Source organism: Vibrio sp. TRT 21S02, assembly GCF_050113675.1.
Lineage (GTDB): Bacteria > Pseudomonadota > Gammaproteobacteria > Enterobacterales > Vibrionaceae > Vibrio.
On sequence record NZ_JBNJOI010000003.1, the window covers coordinates 254,169 to 268,173 of the forward strand.

Consider the following 14,005-nt stretch of genomic DNA (forward strand, 5'->3'; position numbering starts at 1 on the left):
GCCCGCCTATACTAAGCGGCTGGATTAAAATACTGGCCCATTCTCAACCACATAAATGGTTGGTTGAAGAGCAATATCTGAGTAGTACCTGACATGCAAGTATCTGATTTTAATTTTGAATTACCTGATGAGCTGATTGCCCGTTATCCACAACCTGAGCGCACAGCAAGCCGTCTTTTACAACTGGATGGTAATAGTGGCACCTTGGTTGATGGGACTTTTACGGATGTATTGGCACAGATCCAACCGGGTGACTTAGTGGTATTTAACAATACACGCGTTATTCCTGCTCGCATGTTTGGTCGCAAAGCCTCTGGCGGTAAGCTAGAAGTTTTGGTCGAGCGTATGCTTGATGAACAAAGCATTTTAGCCCACGTTCGTTGCTCTAAATCACCAAAGCCAGGGTCGACGATTTTCCTTGGTGAAAATGATGAATATCAAGCTGAAATGGTTGCTCGTCATGACGCACTGTTTGAGCTCAAGTTTGATGCTGACAAAAAGGTGTTGGACATTTTGGAAGAAATTGGCCACATGCCACTTCCTCCGTACATCGACCGCCCAGATGAAGACTCAGATAAAGAGCGTTACCAAACAGTCTACAACCAAAAGCCGGGTGCAGTAGCAGCGCCTACGGCTGGTTTGCATTTCGATGAAGCATTGCTTGCCCAAATAAAAGAGAAAGGCGCTCAGTTTGCGTATGTCACTTTGCACGTTGGTGCTGGTACTTTCCAACCTGTGAAAGTGGACAATATCAATGAGCACCACATGCATGCCGAGTATGTGGAAGTACCGCAAGATGTGGTTGATGCGATTAATGCAACCAAATCTCGTGGTGGCCGTATTGTTGCGGTTGGTACCACATCCGTTCGTTCATTAGAAAGCGCAGCGCAAGATGCGCTGAAGAAGGGGAGCGAATTGGTGCCATTCTTTGGTGATACAGAAATCTTCATTTATCCGGGCTACGAATATCAGTTAGTGGATTGCTTGATCACTAACTTCCACCTGCCAGAATCGACACTTATCATGTTAGTGAGTGCTTTTGCAGGTTATGAAAATACAATGAATGCATACAAACACGCCGTCGAGAATAGCTACCGTTTCTTTAGTTATGGCGACTCTATGTTTATAAGCAAAAAAACAAACTAGCTCTGCTGGTTAGTTCTAAATTACAAATATTTACGAGTGCTAGCAGTAGGCTAGGAAGCAAGGTAAAAGGTTACTTTGTCTCTCGCATGGAAGGCGACCGCTCCTTACTATACCCGTTATATTTGGCGCAGCAGCGTTGTTGACTGCGTAAATTCACCCTAATCACATAGAGCTTCTATGCTCTTAGGGCTGAATCTACTTGTCGCCTAGCTGCAACTCCAACTATTTAGGGTTGAGAGGGTTAAGGTAATTACTATCTTGCTCTGAACTTAATGTCAGACTGTTTCTCTGATACTTGGAGGCTTCGTGAAATTATCATTCGATCTTAAGAAGAAAAACGGCAACGCTCGCCGTGGTCAACTGACCTTTGAGCGTGGCACTGTGCAAACACCAGCATTTATGCCTGTTGGTACTTACGGCACAGTAAAAGGCATGACGCCAGAAGAAGTAAAAGGCACGGGTGCTGAAATTCTTCTAGGTAACACTTTCCACCTGTGGCTACGCCCTGGGCAAGAAGTGATGAAAATGCATGGTGACCTGCACGATTTTATGAACTGGCAAGGTCCTATTCTTACAGATTCAGGTGGTTTTCAGGTATTCAGCTTAGGCGATATCCGTAAAATCACGGAAGAAGGGGTACATTTCCGTAACCCTGTGAATGGTGACAAGATTTTCATGGACGCAGAAAAGTCGATGGAAATTCAAAAAGACCTTGGTTCAGATATCGTAATGATCTTCGACGAGTGTACGCCATACCCAGCGACACACGATGAAGCAAAGAAATCGATGGAAATGTCACTACGTTGGGCACAACGTTCACGTGATCACTTCGATAAACTTGAAAACCCGAACAACCTGTTTGGTATTGTTCAAGGTGGTGTTTATGAAGATCTACGTGATGTATCCGTTAAAGGGCTGACTGAAATCGGTTTTGATGGCTATGCCGTTGGTGGTCTTGCTGTTGGTGAGCCAAAAGAAGACATGCACCGTATTCTTGAACACACATGTCCTCAACTTCCGGAAGACAAACCACGCTACCTGATGGGTGTGGGTAAACCTGAAGACTTAGTGGAAGGTGTTCGCCGTGGTATCGATATGTTTGACTGTGTTATGCCAACACGTAATGCGCGTAATGGTCACCTGTTTGTAACTGGTGGTGTGATCAAGATCCGTAATGCGAAACATAAAACGGATACAACACCGTTAGATCCGCATTGTGACTGTTACACTTGTCAGAATTACTCGAAGTCGTACCTACATCACTTAGATCGCTGTAACGAAATTTTGGGTGCTCGTCTAAACACCATCCATAACTTACGCTATTACCAGCGTTTGATGGAAAGTATTCGTAGCGCGATTGATGAAGATCGCTTCGACCAGTTTGTGGAAGAATTTTACGCGCGTCGCGATCGTGAAGTTCCACCACTAGCTAAATAACGTATTTAAAGCCTTTGGCGAGATGCCAAAGGCTTTTGCTAATAAAGTAAGCGAACGTACCGAAATTTTGAGAGAGTGATCTCTATTACTTGTTCTTGGACTTGAAACGAAAGTACGAAAGCCCAATTTGTTGGATTATCTAAAAAAATAATAGAGGATGTTTTAATGTTTATTTCTAAAGCTCACGCAGCAGCAGAAGGCGCAGCTCAAGGCGGCGGTTTTGAAATGCTAATCATGCTAGGTATGTTCGCGGTGATCTTCTACTTCATGATCTACCGTCCACAAGCAAAGCGTGTAAAAGAGCATAAGAACCTAATGGCAGCAATGTCAAAAGGTGATGAAGTACTAACCAGCGGTGGCTTGGTTGGTCGAATCACTAAAATTTCAGAAGACAATGACTACATCTCTATTGAGCTTAATGCAAACAATGAAGTTGTAATCAAAAAAGACTTCGTAACCGCAGTGCTACCAAAAGGTACGCTTAAATCTCTATAAAACAGCTAGAGGATCCTCGCTGTGCTAAACCGTTATCCTTTATGGAAGTACCTGATGGTGGTGCTGGCCATTGCCGTCGCTGCCTTGTATGCACTTCCAAATCTCTACGGTGAAGATCCGGCTATTCAAGTTACAGGGGCGCGTGGTGCCTCTGTAGATATGTCAACGCTGGATGCTGTCACTAAAGCTCTTGATAAACAGAGCCTTTCCCATAAATCCATTGCTCTTGAGAATGGATCAATTCTTGTTCGTTTCAACGATACTGATACTCAGATCAGTGCGCGTGATGTTATCAGCGAAGCGCTTGGCAAAGATAAAATTGTTGCTTTGAACTTAGCCGCTTCAACGCCTGATTGGCTTGAATCTATCGGCGCTGCGCCAATGAAACTTGGCCTTGACCTACGTGGTGGTGTTCACTTCTTAATGGAAGTGGATATGGATGCTGCAATGGAAAAGCTAGTTGGGCAACAAGAAGAAGCCTTTCGTAGTGAACTTCGTGAAGAAAAAATTCGCTACCGTGCTATTCGTCCTGCTGGTAAAGATGGCGTAGAAGTGCTTCTTCGTGATGCGGAGCAATTAGAACAAGCTAAACGTCTTCTTGAGCAAAAACATCCTGATATGTTGTTTGCTGACTCTGATAGCAACGGTCGTTTTGCACTTGTCGCCACTTTTACAGAGCAACGTTTGCAAGAAATTCGCAACTACGCCGTTGAGCAGAACATTACTATTCTTCGTAACCGTGTGAATGAGTTGGGTGTTGCTGAGCCATTGGTTCAACGCCAAGGAGCAAGCCGCATTGTGGTTGAGCTGCCGGGTGTTCAAGACACTGCTCGTGCAAAAGAAATTTTGGGCGCTACAGCGACACTAGAGTTCCGAGAAGTGGACTCAAAAGCTGATCTTGCAGCCGCTGCAAGTGGTCGTGCACCAGCAGGTAGCGAAATCAAGCAAGATCGTGATGGTCGCCCTGTTGTGCTGAAAAAACGTGTCATCCTAAGCGGTGCAAGCATCACTGATGCAAGTTCAAGTGTCGATGAATACGGACGTCCACAAGTTAACATCTCGCTTGATAGCGAAGGTGGTAACAAGATGTCTGCTTTCTCGAAGAAGAACATCGGTAAGCTGATGGCAACAGTGTTTGCTGAGTACAAAGACAGTGGTCGCCGTACACCTGAAGGCAAAGTGATTCTTTCTAAGCATGAAGAAGTGATCAACCAAGCAACGATTCAGTCTGCGCTTGGCCGTAACTTCCGTATTACAGGTATTGATTCCGCTGCTGAAGCGCATAACTTAGCACTACTACTACGTGCGGGTGCGTTGATTGCTCCGATTTCTATTGTCGAAGAACGTACGATTGGTCCATCTATGGGTCAACAGAACATCGACATGGGTATTCAGGCTTGTATCTGGGGTATGGTCGCGGTGATGTTGTTTACGCTGCTTTACTACCGTAAGTTTGGCTTTATCGCAAACCTTGCGTTGGTGGCTAACCTCGTATTGATCATTGGTGTCATGTCGATGATTCCAGGGGCAACAATGACGCTACCGGGTATTGCCGGTATTGTACTGACGGTCGGTATGGCGGTGGATGCGAACGTTCTGATCTTTGAGCGTATTCGTGAAGAGCTACGTGATGGACGCAATCCACAACAAGCGATTCACCAAGGCTACGCAAACGCGTTCAGCACCATTGCCGATGCCAACATTACCACCTTGATCACGGCAATCATCTTGTTTGCTGTGGGCACGGGGGCTATCAAAGGCTTCGCGGTTACATTATCTATCGGTATTCTGACTTCAATGTTTACTGCCATTATCGGTACACGATGCGTCGTGAACTTAGTGTATGGTGGCAAACGCATTGACAAACTGTCGATCTAAGGCTGGGAATTATTATGTTTCAAATTCTAAAAGCAGAAAAAACGATCGACTTTATGCGTTGGTCGAAGGTGGCGTTTGTCTTCTCTCTCTTAATGATTGGGGCGTCGATTTTCACGCTGTCAACGAAATGGTTGAACTGGGGCTTAGACTTTACGGGCGGTACGCTGATTGAAGTGGGTTTTGAGCAACCAGCGAACTTAGAAGATATCCGTAGCGCGCTTGATGCGAAAGGTTTCGGCGATGCGACGGTTCAGAACTTCGGTAGTGCTCGTGACGTCATGGTGCGCCTGCGTCCTCGTGATGATGTAGCAGGTGAAACGCTGGGTAACCAGATTTTATCTGCCATCAAAGACGGTACGGGTGAAAGTGTTGAAATGCGCCGTATCGAGTTCGTTGGCCCGAATGTGGGTGATGAACTGACAGAAGCAGGTGGCCTTGCAATTTTGGTCTCTCTTATCTGTATCTTGCTCTATGTATCGATGCGTTTTGAATGGCGTTTAGCGGCGGGTGCGGTACTCGCATTGGCGCATGACGTGATCATTACGCTTGGTGTGTTCTCTTTGATGGAAATTGAAGTTGACCTAACCATCGTGGCGGCGTTATTGACGGTTGTAGGTTACTCGCTCAACGATACCATCGTTGTTTTTGACCGTATCCGTGAAAACTTCCGCAAGATGCGTAAAGGTGAGCCTGCTGACATCATGAACAGCTCTATCACACAAACTCTGAGTCGTACGTTGATCACATCGGGTACCACTTTGTTTGTTGTGATCGCTTTGTTTACTCAAGGCGGTGCTATGATTCATGGTTTTGCGACAGCACTTCTACTAGGTATTACGGTTGGTACGTACTCTTCAATCTATGTGGCTTCTGCACTGGCATTGAAACTCGGTATCACCAAAGAGCACCTAATGCCACCACAAGTGGAAAAAGAAGGCGAAGAGCTAGATCAAATGCCATAACGACAGGTTCATTAATAAAAACCGCCATTTTTTATGGCGGTTTTTTTATGCCTTCACAACACTAGCATCCTAGTTTCCTTCGGCATAAGTAAGTTGCTATCATTTGTTAAAACAATAAAAGGAAGCAACTTATGCCACACCTACGTTTTCGCGCTGTTGAGCCACAAACAGTGCAGACTCTATCGAAATCTCTCATTGATGAGCTTCAACCATTAATGGATTGTCCTCGTGAAGACTTCACCTTCGAATACATCTACACTACGTTTTATCTTGAAGGGGAAGTGAATCCAGCTTACCCATTTGTTGAAGTGCTTTGGTTTGATCGCGGGCAGGAAACGCAAGACGCGGTTGCTCAAACCATTACTCGGCAAGTTCGCGGCATCATCGGTGAAGACGTTGATGTGGCTGTTATTTTCACTGCGTTAGAAGCGAAGGGCTACTACGATAACGGTGAACATTATTAGCAATACCTAAGCCATCCAATGATGTAAGGAGAAAGGATGAAGCGGAAATTATTACTACTGGCGTCCTTTCTTTCTTTAGGGGTTTCTGCAAGCCCTTGGGAAAAGCTAACACAGCCCTCTTCGTTACCTTCAGAGTCAGTTGGTAGCTATGCCAATGGCTGTTTAGTCGGAGCCGCTGCTCTGCCTTTGAAAGGGGAAGGTTATCAAGTGCTTCGTAGCCAACGCGATCGCTACTTTGGCCACCCCAATACCATCGCTTTTATCGAGCGTCTGTCCCACTTTGCACAACAGGGTTTGCATACTAACTTATTGATTGGTGATCTCTCACTGCCACAGGGAGGGCGGTTCTCCTCTGGGCACACTAGCCACCAAACGGGTTTGGATGCGGATATCTGGCTGCGTTTTGCTGACGAAAAACTACCACCAGAGAAGTTAGCAGAGCCTAAAGCGATGAGCCTAGTGAATCTTGAACAGTACAAGTTACGCAAGAATAATTGGGAGCAACGCCATTTTGAGCTAGTGAAAGCGGCAGCTTCGGATCAAGAGGTAGTAAGAATTTTTGTTCATCCCGTGATCAAAGAAAAGCTTTGTCAGAGTGAAAAGAGCAGTGATAGAGACTGGTTACGGAAGGTGCGACCATGGTGGGGACACCATTACCATATGCATGTACGTCTGAAGTGTCCACAAGGCAGTACGCAGTGCTTACCACAAGCCGCGCCGCCCGCAGGTGATGGTTGTGGTGCCGAGCTTGCGAGTTGGAAGCCACAACCGAAACCTGTATTAAAAACAACCAGTACAGCGACTAAACCGAAAAAGAAAAAGCCAAAAGTGATGCCTGCGATGTGTCAGACACTCCTCGATCAAAGTCACTCCCGCTAATACTAAAAACGCCGCTCATTGAGCGGCGTTTGTCTTTCAGTCAAAAGGTTATGCTAACCCTTGGATAATTACGAACTTTTCGAGTAACTCTTCGTCGGTTTCGACGTGGTTCGGATCCGTAATAATGCATTTCGTGATCGGACATACCGACTGACACGTTGGCTTCTCATAATGACCTTTACATTCCGTACACAGCGCAGGATCGATCTCAAAGATCGTATCGCCCATGCTGATTGCCCCATTAGGACATTCTGGGTCACACATGTCGCAGTTAATGCATTTGTCAGTGATCAGTAATGCCATGATTACTTACCTGTTGGGTTACGGGTATCCTGACCTGAGTTTAGGTTACGCATTAACAGGCCGTATTCTAAGTCCATGTCTTGTGGAACAGGGATGAATACAAAGTGGCCGTTTCCTTTTGCGTCTTCGACTTGTTCTGATTTACGGTTTTCCATCGCCTCTAGCGTGAAAATCACGTTGCCTTTTGGTGTCATAAGCTCAAGGCTATCACCGACAACGAATTTGTTTTTCACTTCAACTTCAGCAAGGTCACCACGGCGTTTGCCCGTGAACTCACCAACAAATTGCTGTGCGTCAGACACGGAGTAGCCGTAGTCGTAGTTTTGGTAAGCATCGTGTGTGTGACGACGCAGGAAGCCTTCGGTGTAACCACGGTGTGCTAGGCTTTCTAGCGTGCCCATTAAGCTCTCATCAAATGGTTTACCAGCAACGGCGTCATCAATCGCTTTACGGTAAACTTGTGCAGTACGGGCACAGTAGTAGAACGATTTAGTACGACCTTCGATCTTCAGTGAGTGAACACCCATCTTAGTCAGACGCTCAACGTGTTGGATAGCACGCAGGTCTTTTGAGTTCATGATGTAAGTGCCGTGTTCATCTTCAAATGCCGCCATTTTTTCTTCTGGGCGGTGCGCTTCAGACAGCAGAACCACTTCATCGGTTGGTTTGCCACGACCGATAGTCGTTTCTGGTCGCTCATCTTGAACTTCAACCGCTTGCGCTTGTGCTGGGTCGAATTTCTCTACGATGTCGCCAGTGTCGTTTTCTTTGCCTTCTTCAACTTTGTATTCCCAACGACAAGCGTTAGTGCATGTGCCTTGGTTTGGGTCACGTTTGTTGATATAGCCAGAAAGTAGGCAGCGGCCTGAGTAAGCCATGCACAGTGCGCCGTGAACAAAAACTTCAAGCTCTGTTTCAGGGCAATGCTCACGAATTTCTTCGATCTCTTCTAGAGAAAGCTCACGAGAAACAATCACACGTTCAACGCCGTTAGCCGCCCAGAATTTTACGGTTGCCCAGTTTACTGCGTTCGCTTGAACTGACAGGTGAATCGGCATCTCAGGGAAGGCTTCACGAACCATCATAATTAGACCTGGGTCAGACATGATCAATGCGTCTGGGCCCATTTCTACCACTGGTTTCAAGTCGCGGATGAAGGTTTTTAGCTTTGAGTTGTGTGGTTGGATGTTACAAACCACGTAAAGCTTTTTGCCTTGGGCATGTGCTTCATCGATACCAATTTTTAGGTTCTCGTGGTTGAACTCGTTGTTACGTACGCGAAGGCTGTAACGAGGTTGGCCTGCGTATACCGCGTCTGCGCCGTAGGCAAATGCGTAACGCATATTTTTAAGGCTACCTGCAGGTGACAGTAGCTCAGGTACGAATGCTTTCTCAGTCATGTGTAATTCTCTTTATCTGATCTCAAGTCAGGCCTATTCCACCTAATGGAATAAGGGGCGCAAATTTTACGTCAAAACGTGACTTGTGACTAGGAAAATTACCATTGAGCCTTGAAGAGAAGGAGAGTAAAAAGCCTACACTCAGGCAGGCTTTAATAAGGTTGGATTGGGTTAGAAACGATATCCGAGAGCCACAGAATAGGTCAGTGCTCTTGCGTCTGCGAGGTGCTCACTGTATTCAAAGCCACTATTGATCACAAAACCACGAGTCACGTTGAATTCAAGACCCGCTCCACCGGCAAAGTTTTCATCTTCGATTTTGGATGTCGTGCGTCCACGTGCTTCGTTTTCAATGATGTACTCAGAGTAACCTAATGTGGCATAGGCGCTAACAATGTCGTTGAAGCGGTATGTTGGACCAACATGAAGGCTAGCGTAGCTGCGCGTTGTTTTTGCTGTTTCTACCACATCAATGTCTGGTTGGAATTGAACCCCATACGCAACGTCTTCATCAGCAGTAATGGTCGCGCTAACTAAGAAACCAAGTCTGTTGGCGCCGTCATAACGGTATTTTAGTGTGAAACCACCGAGGACATCTTCTGCGTGTTTGATATCAGTCGCGGCATAACCCAGCATGACGGAGTGATCGGCAGCTTGGGCCGCAAATGATGTTGCGAGAAGAGCTGCAAGCGTTGTAAGTTTTTTCATTGTGTGTTCTCTATATTTATTATTTTAAATTGATAGGCTTAAAATTTGGATGAAATGCGGTTGCAAATCATTCTCAGGAATAATACATCTTGTCAATATAGAGAGAAAATAGAGGTAAAGTTAAAAGACTTTTAACTTCAGGTGAATGTGAAATTAAAAAAGCTCCTTTAATAAGGAGCTTTCATCAATTGAGTGTCGATGTACTTGAGCGGCTAGGCATTCGGGTGCGGTAAGCCACCTAGTGCCTCGTAAAGGTTAGGTAGGAATGCACTGAGCTCACCGCACAATAATGAAAAGTCTGCATCAAAACGTGCAGCTTGATCTTCACGTGGAATATCATCATTTTGATCGCGCAATTCGTCGGAAAACTTCAAGCGTTTGATGCTACCATCATCTGCAAGAACAAACTCTAATCGCTCTTGCCACCAAAGAGCCAGCTTAGTCACCACTTTATCAGCGTCGATATGGCTACGAATTTCGTCTGCGGTCAGCTCTTGTTTTTTACAGCGGATAATTCCGCCCTCTTCAAGAACAGATTTTAGCTCCGCTTCATCCAACATTTGGAAACCAACAGGTGTGTTGCCAGTTTTAACCCATTCAGTCAATGTCGACTCCACTGCTTTTTCTGGAATCGCTGGGACAACGGGTAAGCTACCCATTGTTTTACGCAAAAGTGCGAGCACGTCTTCGGCTTTTTTGTAGCTGCTGGCATCGACTAAAATGAAGCCTTCTTTTGGCAGAATAAGGACAAAGGTATGGTTACTGCGGCTAAAAGCACGTGGGAGTAAATCCATAATGATGTCTTCTTTTAGGTTGTCCTTTTCCTTTTTCTTTAAAGGACGGCCTTCCTGCGCTTCCATTGCCTCGACTTTTGCATTCAACGAGTCTTTGATAACCGAAGCCGGTAGCATCTTTTCTTCTTTCTTAGCACAGATAAGAATTCGGTTTTCAGAAACATGGGTCATCATATCCCCATGCTTGCCCATTGCAGTTACCCAACCAAATTTCTGCTTGTCTTGGCTGCCGCACGGCGTAAAACGAAACTCAGCTAACTGTTTTTCTAGCTGATCAGCATTGAATTCGATATCGCGATTAACACGATAAACCATACAATTTTTAAACCACATATTGTTTCTCTTACCTGAATTGAGTCGGCAATCATAGGCAATTTTGCCGATGATGTCCTGATGGATTTTTTCAATATGTCAGGCCGCGCATATTAAAGTTGTTTGCAGGAAGCGAGAAAGTTATATGAAAATTTGTTTGCAAAGGTCACAAAAGTGTCATAATTGCTAGTAATAATGCTTAGCGTCAACGCCTGAGAAGAACTCAGAAAACGGTATAACTAACATAAGGTTAATCAATTATGTCTAGAAGGATTCTGGTAGTAGAAGATGAAGCGCCTATTCGCGAGATGCTTTGCTTCGTTCTTGAACAGAAAGGTTATCAGGCAGTGGAAGCTGAAGATTATGACAGTGCAGTAACTAAGCTGGCTGAACCTTTTCCTGATCTGGTTTTGCTTGACTGGATGCTACCGGGTGGCAGTGGTATCAACTTCATTAAACACATGAAACGTGAAGAGCTGACGCGCAATATCCCTGTGGTCATGTTGACGGCACGCGGTGAAGAAGAAGACAAAGTTCGTGGCCTAGAAGTTGGGGCGGATGATTACATTACTAAGCCATTCTCACCCAAGGAGCTGGTGGCAAGGCTAAAAGCGGTGATTCGCCGCGTTACACCAACAGCACTAGAAGATACGATTGATGTTCAAGGACTGAAATTGGATCCGGTTTCCCATCGTGTCACTGCGAACAATCAAGCCGTAGAGATGGGACCAACAGAATTTAAAATGCTGCACTTCTTTATGACTCATCAAGAACGAGTTTATAGTCGAGAGCAGTTGCTCAATAATGTATGGGGCACCAATGTTTATGTGGAAGATCGTACGGTTGATGTACACATCCGTCGTCTTCGTAAAGCATTGGAAGAAGCGGGCCATGATAAGCTCATTCAGACCGTTCGTGGAGCTGGCTACCGTTTCTCAACCAAAGCATAACGAGTGAATATAAGCGGAGCGATATGTGGTTGAAAGGTTAACCTGGAAAAAGCTGGCCTGGGAGCTGGCTTTTTTTTACACCCCTTGGGTGATTGTTGGATGGATATTCGGATATTTGCCGTGGTTGCTACTAGCTGCCACGGTTTTGCAGTTATTTTGGCACCTGCATAATCAGATGCGCTTGTCGGCGTGGCTTTGGGATGAGAAACGCCTAACGCCGCCTTCTGGCAGTGGTAACTGGGAGCACTTGTTCAACGGTATCTACCGTCTTCAGCAACGCCAGCGTAAGAAGCGCAAAGAGCTAACGAATCTGATTCGCCGTTTCCGAAATGGCGCAGAATCCTTACCCGATGCCGTGGTGGTTTTTCGTGGTGAAGGGAACATCGTCTGGTGCAATAAGTTGGCGCAACACCTGCTTGGTTTCCGTTGGCCGGAAGACTCTGGGCAACCTATCTCTAACTTAATTCGTACCCCAGATTTTATCAAATACCTCAATAAAGCCGATTTTTCTGAGCCGCTGGAAATGCGCTCGCCTTTGAACGTTGAGCGATTACTTGAGTTGCGTATTGTGCCGTATACCGAAGGTGAACATCTAATGGTGGTGCGTGATGTTACCCAGCTCAAGCAGCTTGAAGGTATGCGACGTAACTTCTTTGCCAATGTCTCACATGAATTGCGTACCCCGATGACAGTACTGCAAGGTTATCTGGAAATGACGGAAGACCCAGATATGCTCGGTGGACCGATGTGGAGCAAAGCGCATGGGGTCATGACCGAGCAGCTCAACCGAATGAACAGCTTAGTTAATCAACTACTGACGCTTTCTAAAATTGAAGCAGCGCCAATGCATGAGCTGGAAGATGTAGTCAACGTGCCATCCATGCTGGATGTGTTAGAAAAAGAAGCAGTGAGCCTCAGTGGTGAAAATGCCCACCAACTGACGTTTGATGTTGATGCGTCACTTCGAGTACTAGCAGATGAAGATCAATTGCGCAGCGCAATTTCAAACTTGGTCTACAATGCGGTGAAATACACCCCAGCTGGTGCTGATATTCAGGTGCGTTGGTATCGCACGCCGCAGGGCGCTTGCCTTGAAGTGGAAGATAGTGGGGACGGGATAGAGCCTCAACACTTACATCGATTGACGGAACGGTTTTACCGTGTGGATAAGGCTCGCTCGCGTGATACTGGGGGAAGTGGCCTTGGATTAGCGATTGTTAAACATGCGCTAACCCACCATGACTCTCACCTAGAAATTCACAGTGAAGTGGGTGTGGGCAGTAAGTTTTCCTTCGTGTTGCCAGAGCGCTTGGTGGTGTCGTCATGAAGAAATGGATATTAGGTGCTTGTTTTGCGGTACTGAGTACATCAGTGATGGCGCAAGGGTTACAAAGTTATCAAAAAGTACCGGGGATCACCGGGAGTATATCAACGGTGGGCTCAGACACTCTGGCTGGCATGACAACCTTGTGGATTGAAGAGTTCAAACAAATCTATCCCAGTATCAATGGTCAAGTTCAGGCGTCTGGTTCCTCAACCGCACCACCTGCTTTAACGGAAGGTACGGCGCAATTTGGCCCTATGAGTCGCCCGATGCGAAATCGAGAAATCGAGGCGTTTGAACGTGAGCAAGGATATAAGCCAACCGCATTGCGAATCGCGATTGATGCCATTGGTATTTTTGTTCATCGTGATAACCCCATTGAAGGGCTCAATTTCACTCAACTGGATAGTATTTTTTCATCCACATTGCGTTGCGGGGCCAATCACCCGGTGACGACTTGGTCGCAGCTAGGGCTGGAATATCAATGGGCCAAACGTTCTATGCAGCTGTTTGGGCGTAACTCTGTTTCTGGTACGTATGGTTATTTTAAAACCAATGCCTTATGTGGCGGGGATTTTAAGAACAGCGTTAATGAACAGCCTGGCTCGGCTTCGGTGGTTCAATCGGTGGCTTCGGCAATCAATACGATTGGTTATTCTGGTGTTGGGTATCAGGTGACGGGCGTGAAGCTACTGCCGATTGCGCGTCACGGACAAGCGTATATTGAAGCGACACAAGACAATATTTTATCTGGCAAGTATCCACTGTCACGGTATTTGTATGTGTACGTGAACAAGCATCCAACCAAGCCGTTATCACCGATTGAGAGAGAGTTTATCCGCTTCATCTATTCTCAAGAGGGACAAGAATTAGTGGCTAAAGACGGATATGTACCAATCTCGGCTGAGTTTGCTGCTCAAGAATTGAAGAAAGTGGGGATCGAGTGATCACCA

Annotated in this window: 14 protein-coding genes; 10 read left to right on the plus strand and 4 right to left on the minus strand. The window is 46.0% G+C overall.

Annotated features, from left to right (window positions below; genetic code table 11):
* The first annotated feature begins 93 nt into the window (after positions 1-93).
* The 7 genes from queA to mepA all read left to right on the plus strand — a co-directional run bounded on the left by queA (position 94) and on the right by mepA (position 7,261).
* Complete coding sequence (gene queA, locus ACQEXU_RS05245) at positions 94-1,146, plus strand: tRNA preQ1(34) S-adenosylmethionine ribosyltransferase-isomerase QueA (RefSeq protein ID WP_427009957.1); 1,053 nt, start codon at positions 94-96, stop codon at positions 1,144-1,146.
* A 306-nt stretch (positions 1,147-1,452) separates the two neighbouring features.
* Positions 1,453-2,583, plus strand: a complete 1,131-nt coding sequence (gene tgt / locus ACQEXU_RS05250; RefSeq protein WP_427009958.1) for a tRNA guanosine(34) transglycosylase Tgt — start codon at positions 1,453-1,455, stop codon at positions 2,581-2,583.
* Positions 2,584-2,748: 165 nt separating this feature from the next.
* Positions 2,749-3,078 (plus strand): preprotein translocase subunit YajC, encoded by a 330-nt coding sequence (gene yajC / locus ACQEXU_RS05255; RefSeq protein WP_367987155.1) that lies wholly within the window; start codon positions 2,749-2,751, stop codon positions 3,076-3,078.
* A 21-nt stretch (positions 3,079-3,099) separates the two neighbouring features.
* Positions 3,100-4,956 carry a protein translocase subunit SecD gene (gene secD / locus ACQEXU_RS05260; protein WP_367987154.1) on the plus strand — a complete coding sequence of 619 codons (1,857 nt, stop codon included), beginning with the start codon at positions 3,100-3,102 and terminating at the stop codon, positions 4,954-4,956.
* Positions 4,957-4,970: 14 nt separating this feature from the next.
* A complete protein-coding gene (gene secF, locus ACQEXU_RS05265) occupies positions 4,971-5,918 on the plus strand; it encodes a protein translocase subunit SecF (RefSeq protein ID WP_367987153.1) in 948 nt (315 codons plus the stop codon).
* A gap of 131 nt (positions 5,919-6,049) precedes the next feature.
* A complete protein-coding gene (locus ACQEXU_RS05270; RefSeq protein WP_367987152.1) occupies positions 6,050-6,382 on the plus strand; it encodes a DUF1904 domain-containing protein in 333 nt (110 codons plus the stop codon).
* 36 nt (positions 6,383-6,418) lie between these two features.
* Entirely contained in the window at positions 6,419-7,261 is an 843-nt protein-coding gene (gene mepA, locus ACQEXU_RS05275; protein WP_427009959.1) for a penicillin-insensitive murein endopeptidase, read from the plus strand.
* A gap of 48 nt (positions 7,262-7,309) precedes the next feature.
* Here the strand turns inward: mepA and ACQEXU_RS05280 are convergent, their stop codons facing one another.
* The 4 genes from ACQEXU_RS05280 to rdgC form a co-directional block, all read right to left on the minus strand.
* The gene (locus ACQEXU_RS05280; protein ID WP_367987150.1) at positions 7,310-7,564 is read right to left on the minus strand and encodes a YfhL family 4Fe-4S dicluster ferredoxin; all 255 of its coding nucleotides are present in this window, start codon (positions 7,562-7,564) and stop codon (positions 7,310-7,312) included.
* 2 nt (positions 7,565-7,566) lie between these two features.
* Positions 7,567-8,964, minus strand: a complete 1,398-nt coding sequence (gene yegQ, locus ACQEXU_RS05285) for a tRNA 5-hydroxyuridine modification protein YegQ (RefSeq protein WP_427009960.1) — start codon at positions 8,962-8,964, stop codon at positions 7,567-7,569.
* A gap of 171 nt (positions 8,965-9,135) precedes the next feature.
* Complete coding sequence (locus ACQEXU_RS05290) at positions 9,136-9,672, minus strand: Ail/Lom family outer membrane beta-barrel protein (RefSeq protein ID WP_427009961.1); 537 nt, start codon at positions 9,670-9,672, stop codon at positions 9,136-9,138.
* A 212-nt stretch (positions 9,673-9,884) separates the two neighbouring features.
* Entirely contained in the window at positions 9,885-10,799 is a 915-nt protein-coding gene (gene rdgC, locus ACQEXU_RS05295) for a recombination-associated protein RdgC (RefSeq protein ID WP_367987147.1), read from the minus strand.
* A 239-nt stretch (positions 10,800-11,038) separates the two neighbouring features.
* Here rdgC and phoB point away from each other — a divergent pair, with 239 nt between their 5' ends.
* Genes phoB through ACQEXU_RS05310 form a run of 3 tightly spaced genes read left to right on the plus strand, consistent with a single transcriptional unit; the run spans position 11,039 to position 13,999 of the window.
* Positions 11,039-11,728 carry a phosphate regulon transcriptional regulator PhoB gene (gene phoB, locus ACQEXU_RS05300; RefSeq protein WP_367987146.1) on the plus strand — a complete coding sequence of 230 codons (690 nt, stop codon included), beginning with the start codon at positions 11,039-11,041 and terminating at the stop codon, positions 11,726-11,728.
* Between the two features lie 25 nt (positions 11,729-11,753).
* On the plus strand, positions 11,754-13,055 hold the full coding sequence (gene phoR, locus ACQEXU_RS05305; protein ID WP_427009962.1) for a phosphate regulon sensor histidine kinase PhoR: 1,302 nt from the start codon (positions 11,754-11,756) through the stop codon (positions 13,053-13,055).
* A complete protein-coding gene (locus ACQEXU_RS05310; protein ID WP_427009963.1) occupies positions 13,052-13,999 on the plus strand; it encodes a PstS family phosphate ABC transporter substrate-binding protein in 948 nt (315 codons plus the stop codon). The genes phoR and ACQEXU_RS05310 overlap by 4 nt, the downstream gene beginning before the upstream one ends.
* Positions 14,000-14,005: the final 6 nt, after the last annotated feature.

What these genes read in the sequence shown, in the direction of transcription:
- yajC (WP_367987155.1), top strand. Translation starts at nt 2,749, where the DNA reads ATGTTTATTTCTAAAGCTCACGCAGCAGCAGAAGGCGCAGCTCAAGGC.
- ACQEXU_RS05310 (WP_427009963.1), top strand. Translation starts at nt 13,052, where the DNA reads ATGAAGAAATGGATATTAGGTGCTTGTTTTGCGGTACTGAGTACATCA.
- queA (WP_427009957.1), top strand. Translation starts at nt 94, where the DNA reads ATGCAAGTATCTGATTTTAATTTTGAATTACCTGATGAGCTGATTGCC.
- phoB (WP_367987146.1), top strand. Translation starts at nt 11,039, where the DNA reads ATGTCTAGAAGGATTCTGGTAGTAGAAGATGAAGCGCCTATTCGCGAG.
- yegQ (WP_427009960.1), bottom strand. Translation starts at nt 8,964, where the DNA reads ATGACTGAGAAAGCATTCGTACCTGAGCTACTGTCACCTGCAGGTAGC.
- rdgC (WP_367987147.1), bottom strand. Translation starts at nt 10,799, where the DNA reads ATGTGGTTTAAAAATTGTATGGTTTATCGTGTTAATCGCGATATCGAA.
- mepA (WP_427009959.1), top strand. Translation starts at nt 6,419, where the DNA reads ATGAAGCGGAAATTATTACTACTGGCGTCCTTTCTTTCTTTAGGGGTT.
- ACQEXU_RS05280 (WP_367987150.1), bottom strand. Translation starts at nt 7,564, where the DNA reads ATGGCATTACTGATCACTGACAAATGCATTAACTGCGACATGTGTGAC.
- ACQEXU_RS05290 (WP_427009961.1), bottom strand. Translation starts at nt 9,672, where the DNA reads ATGAAAAAACTTACAACGCTTGCAGCTCTTCTCGCAACATCATTTGCG.
- secF (WP_367987153.1), top strand. Translation starts at nt 4,971, where the DNA reads ATGTTTCAAATTCTAAAAGCAGAAAAAACGATCGACTTTATGCGTTGG.
- ACQEXU_RS05270 (WP_367987152.1), top strand. Translation starts at nt 6,050, where the DNA reads ATGCCACACCTACGTTTTCGCGCTGTTGAGCCACAAACAGTGCAGACT.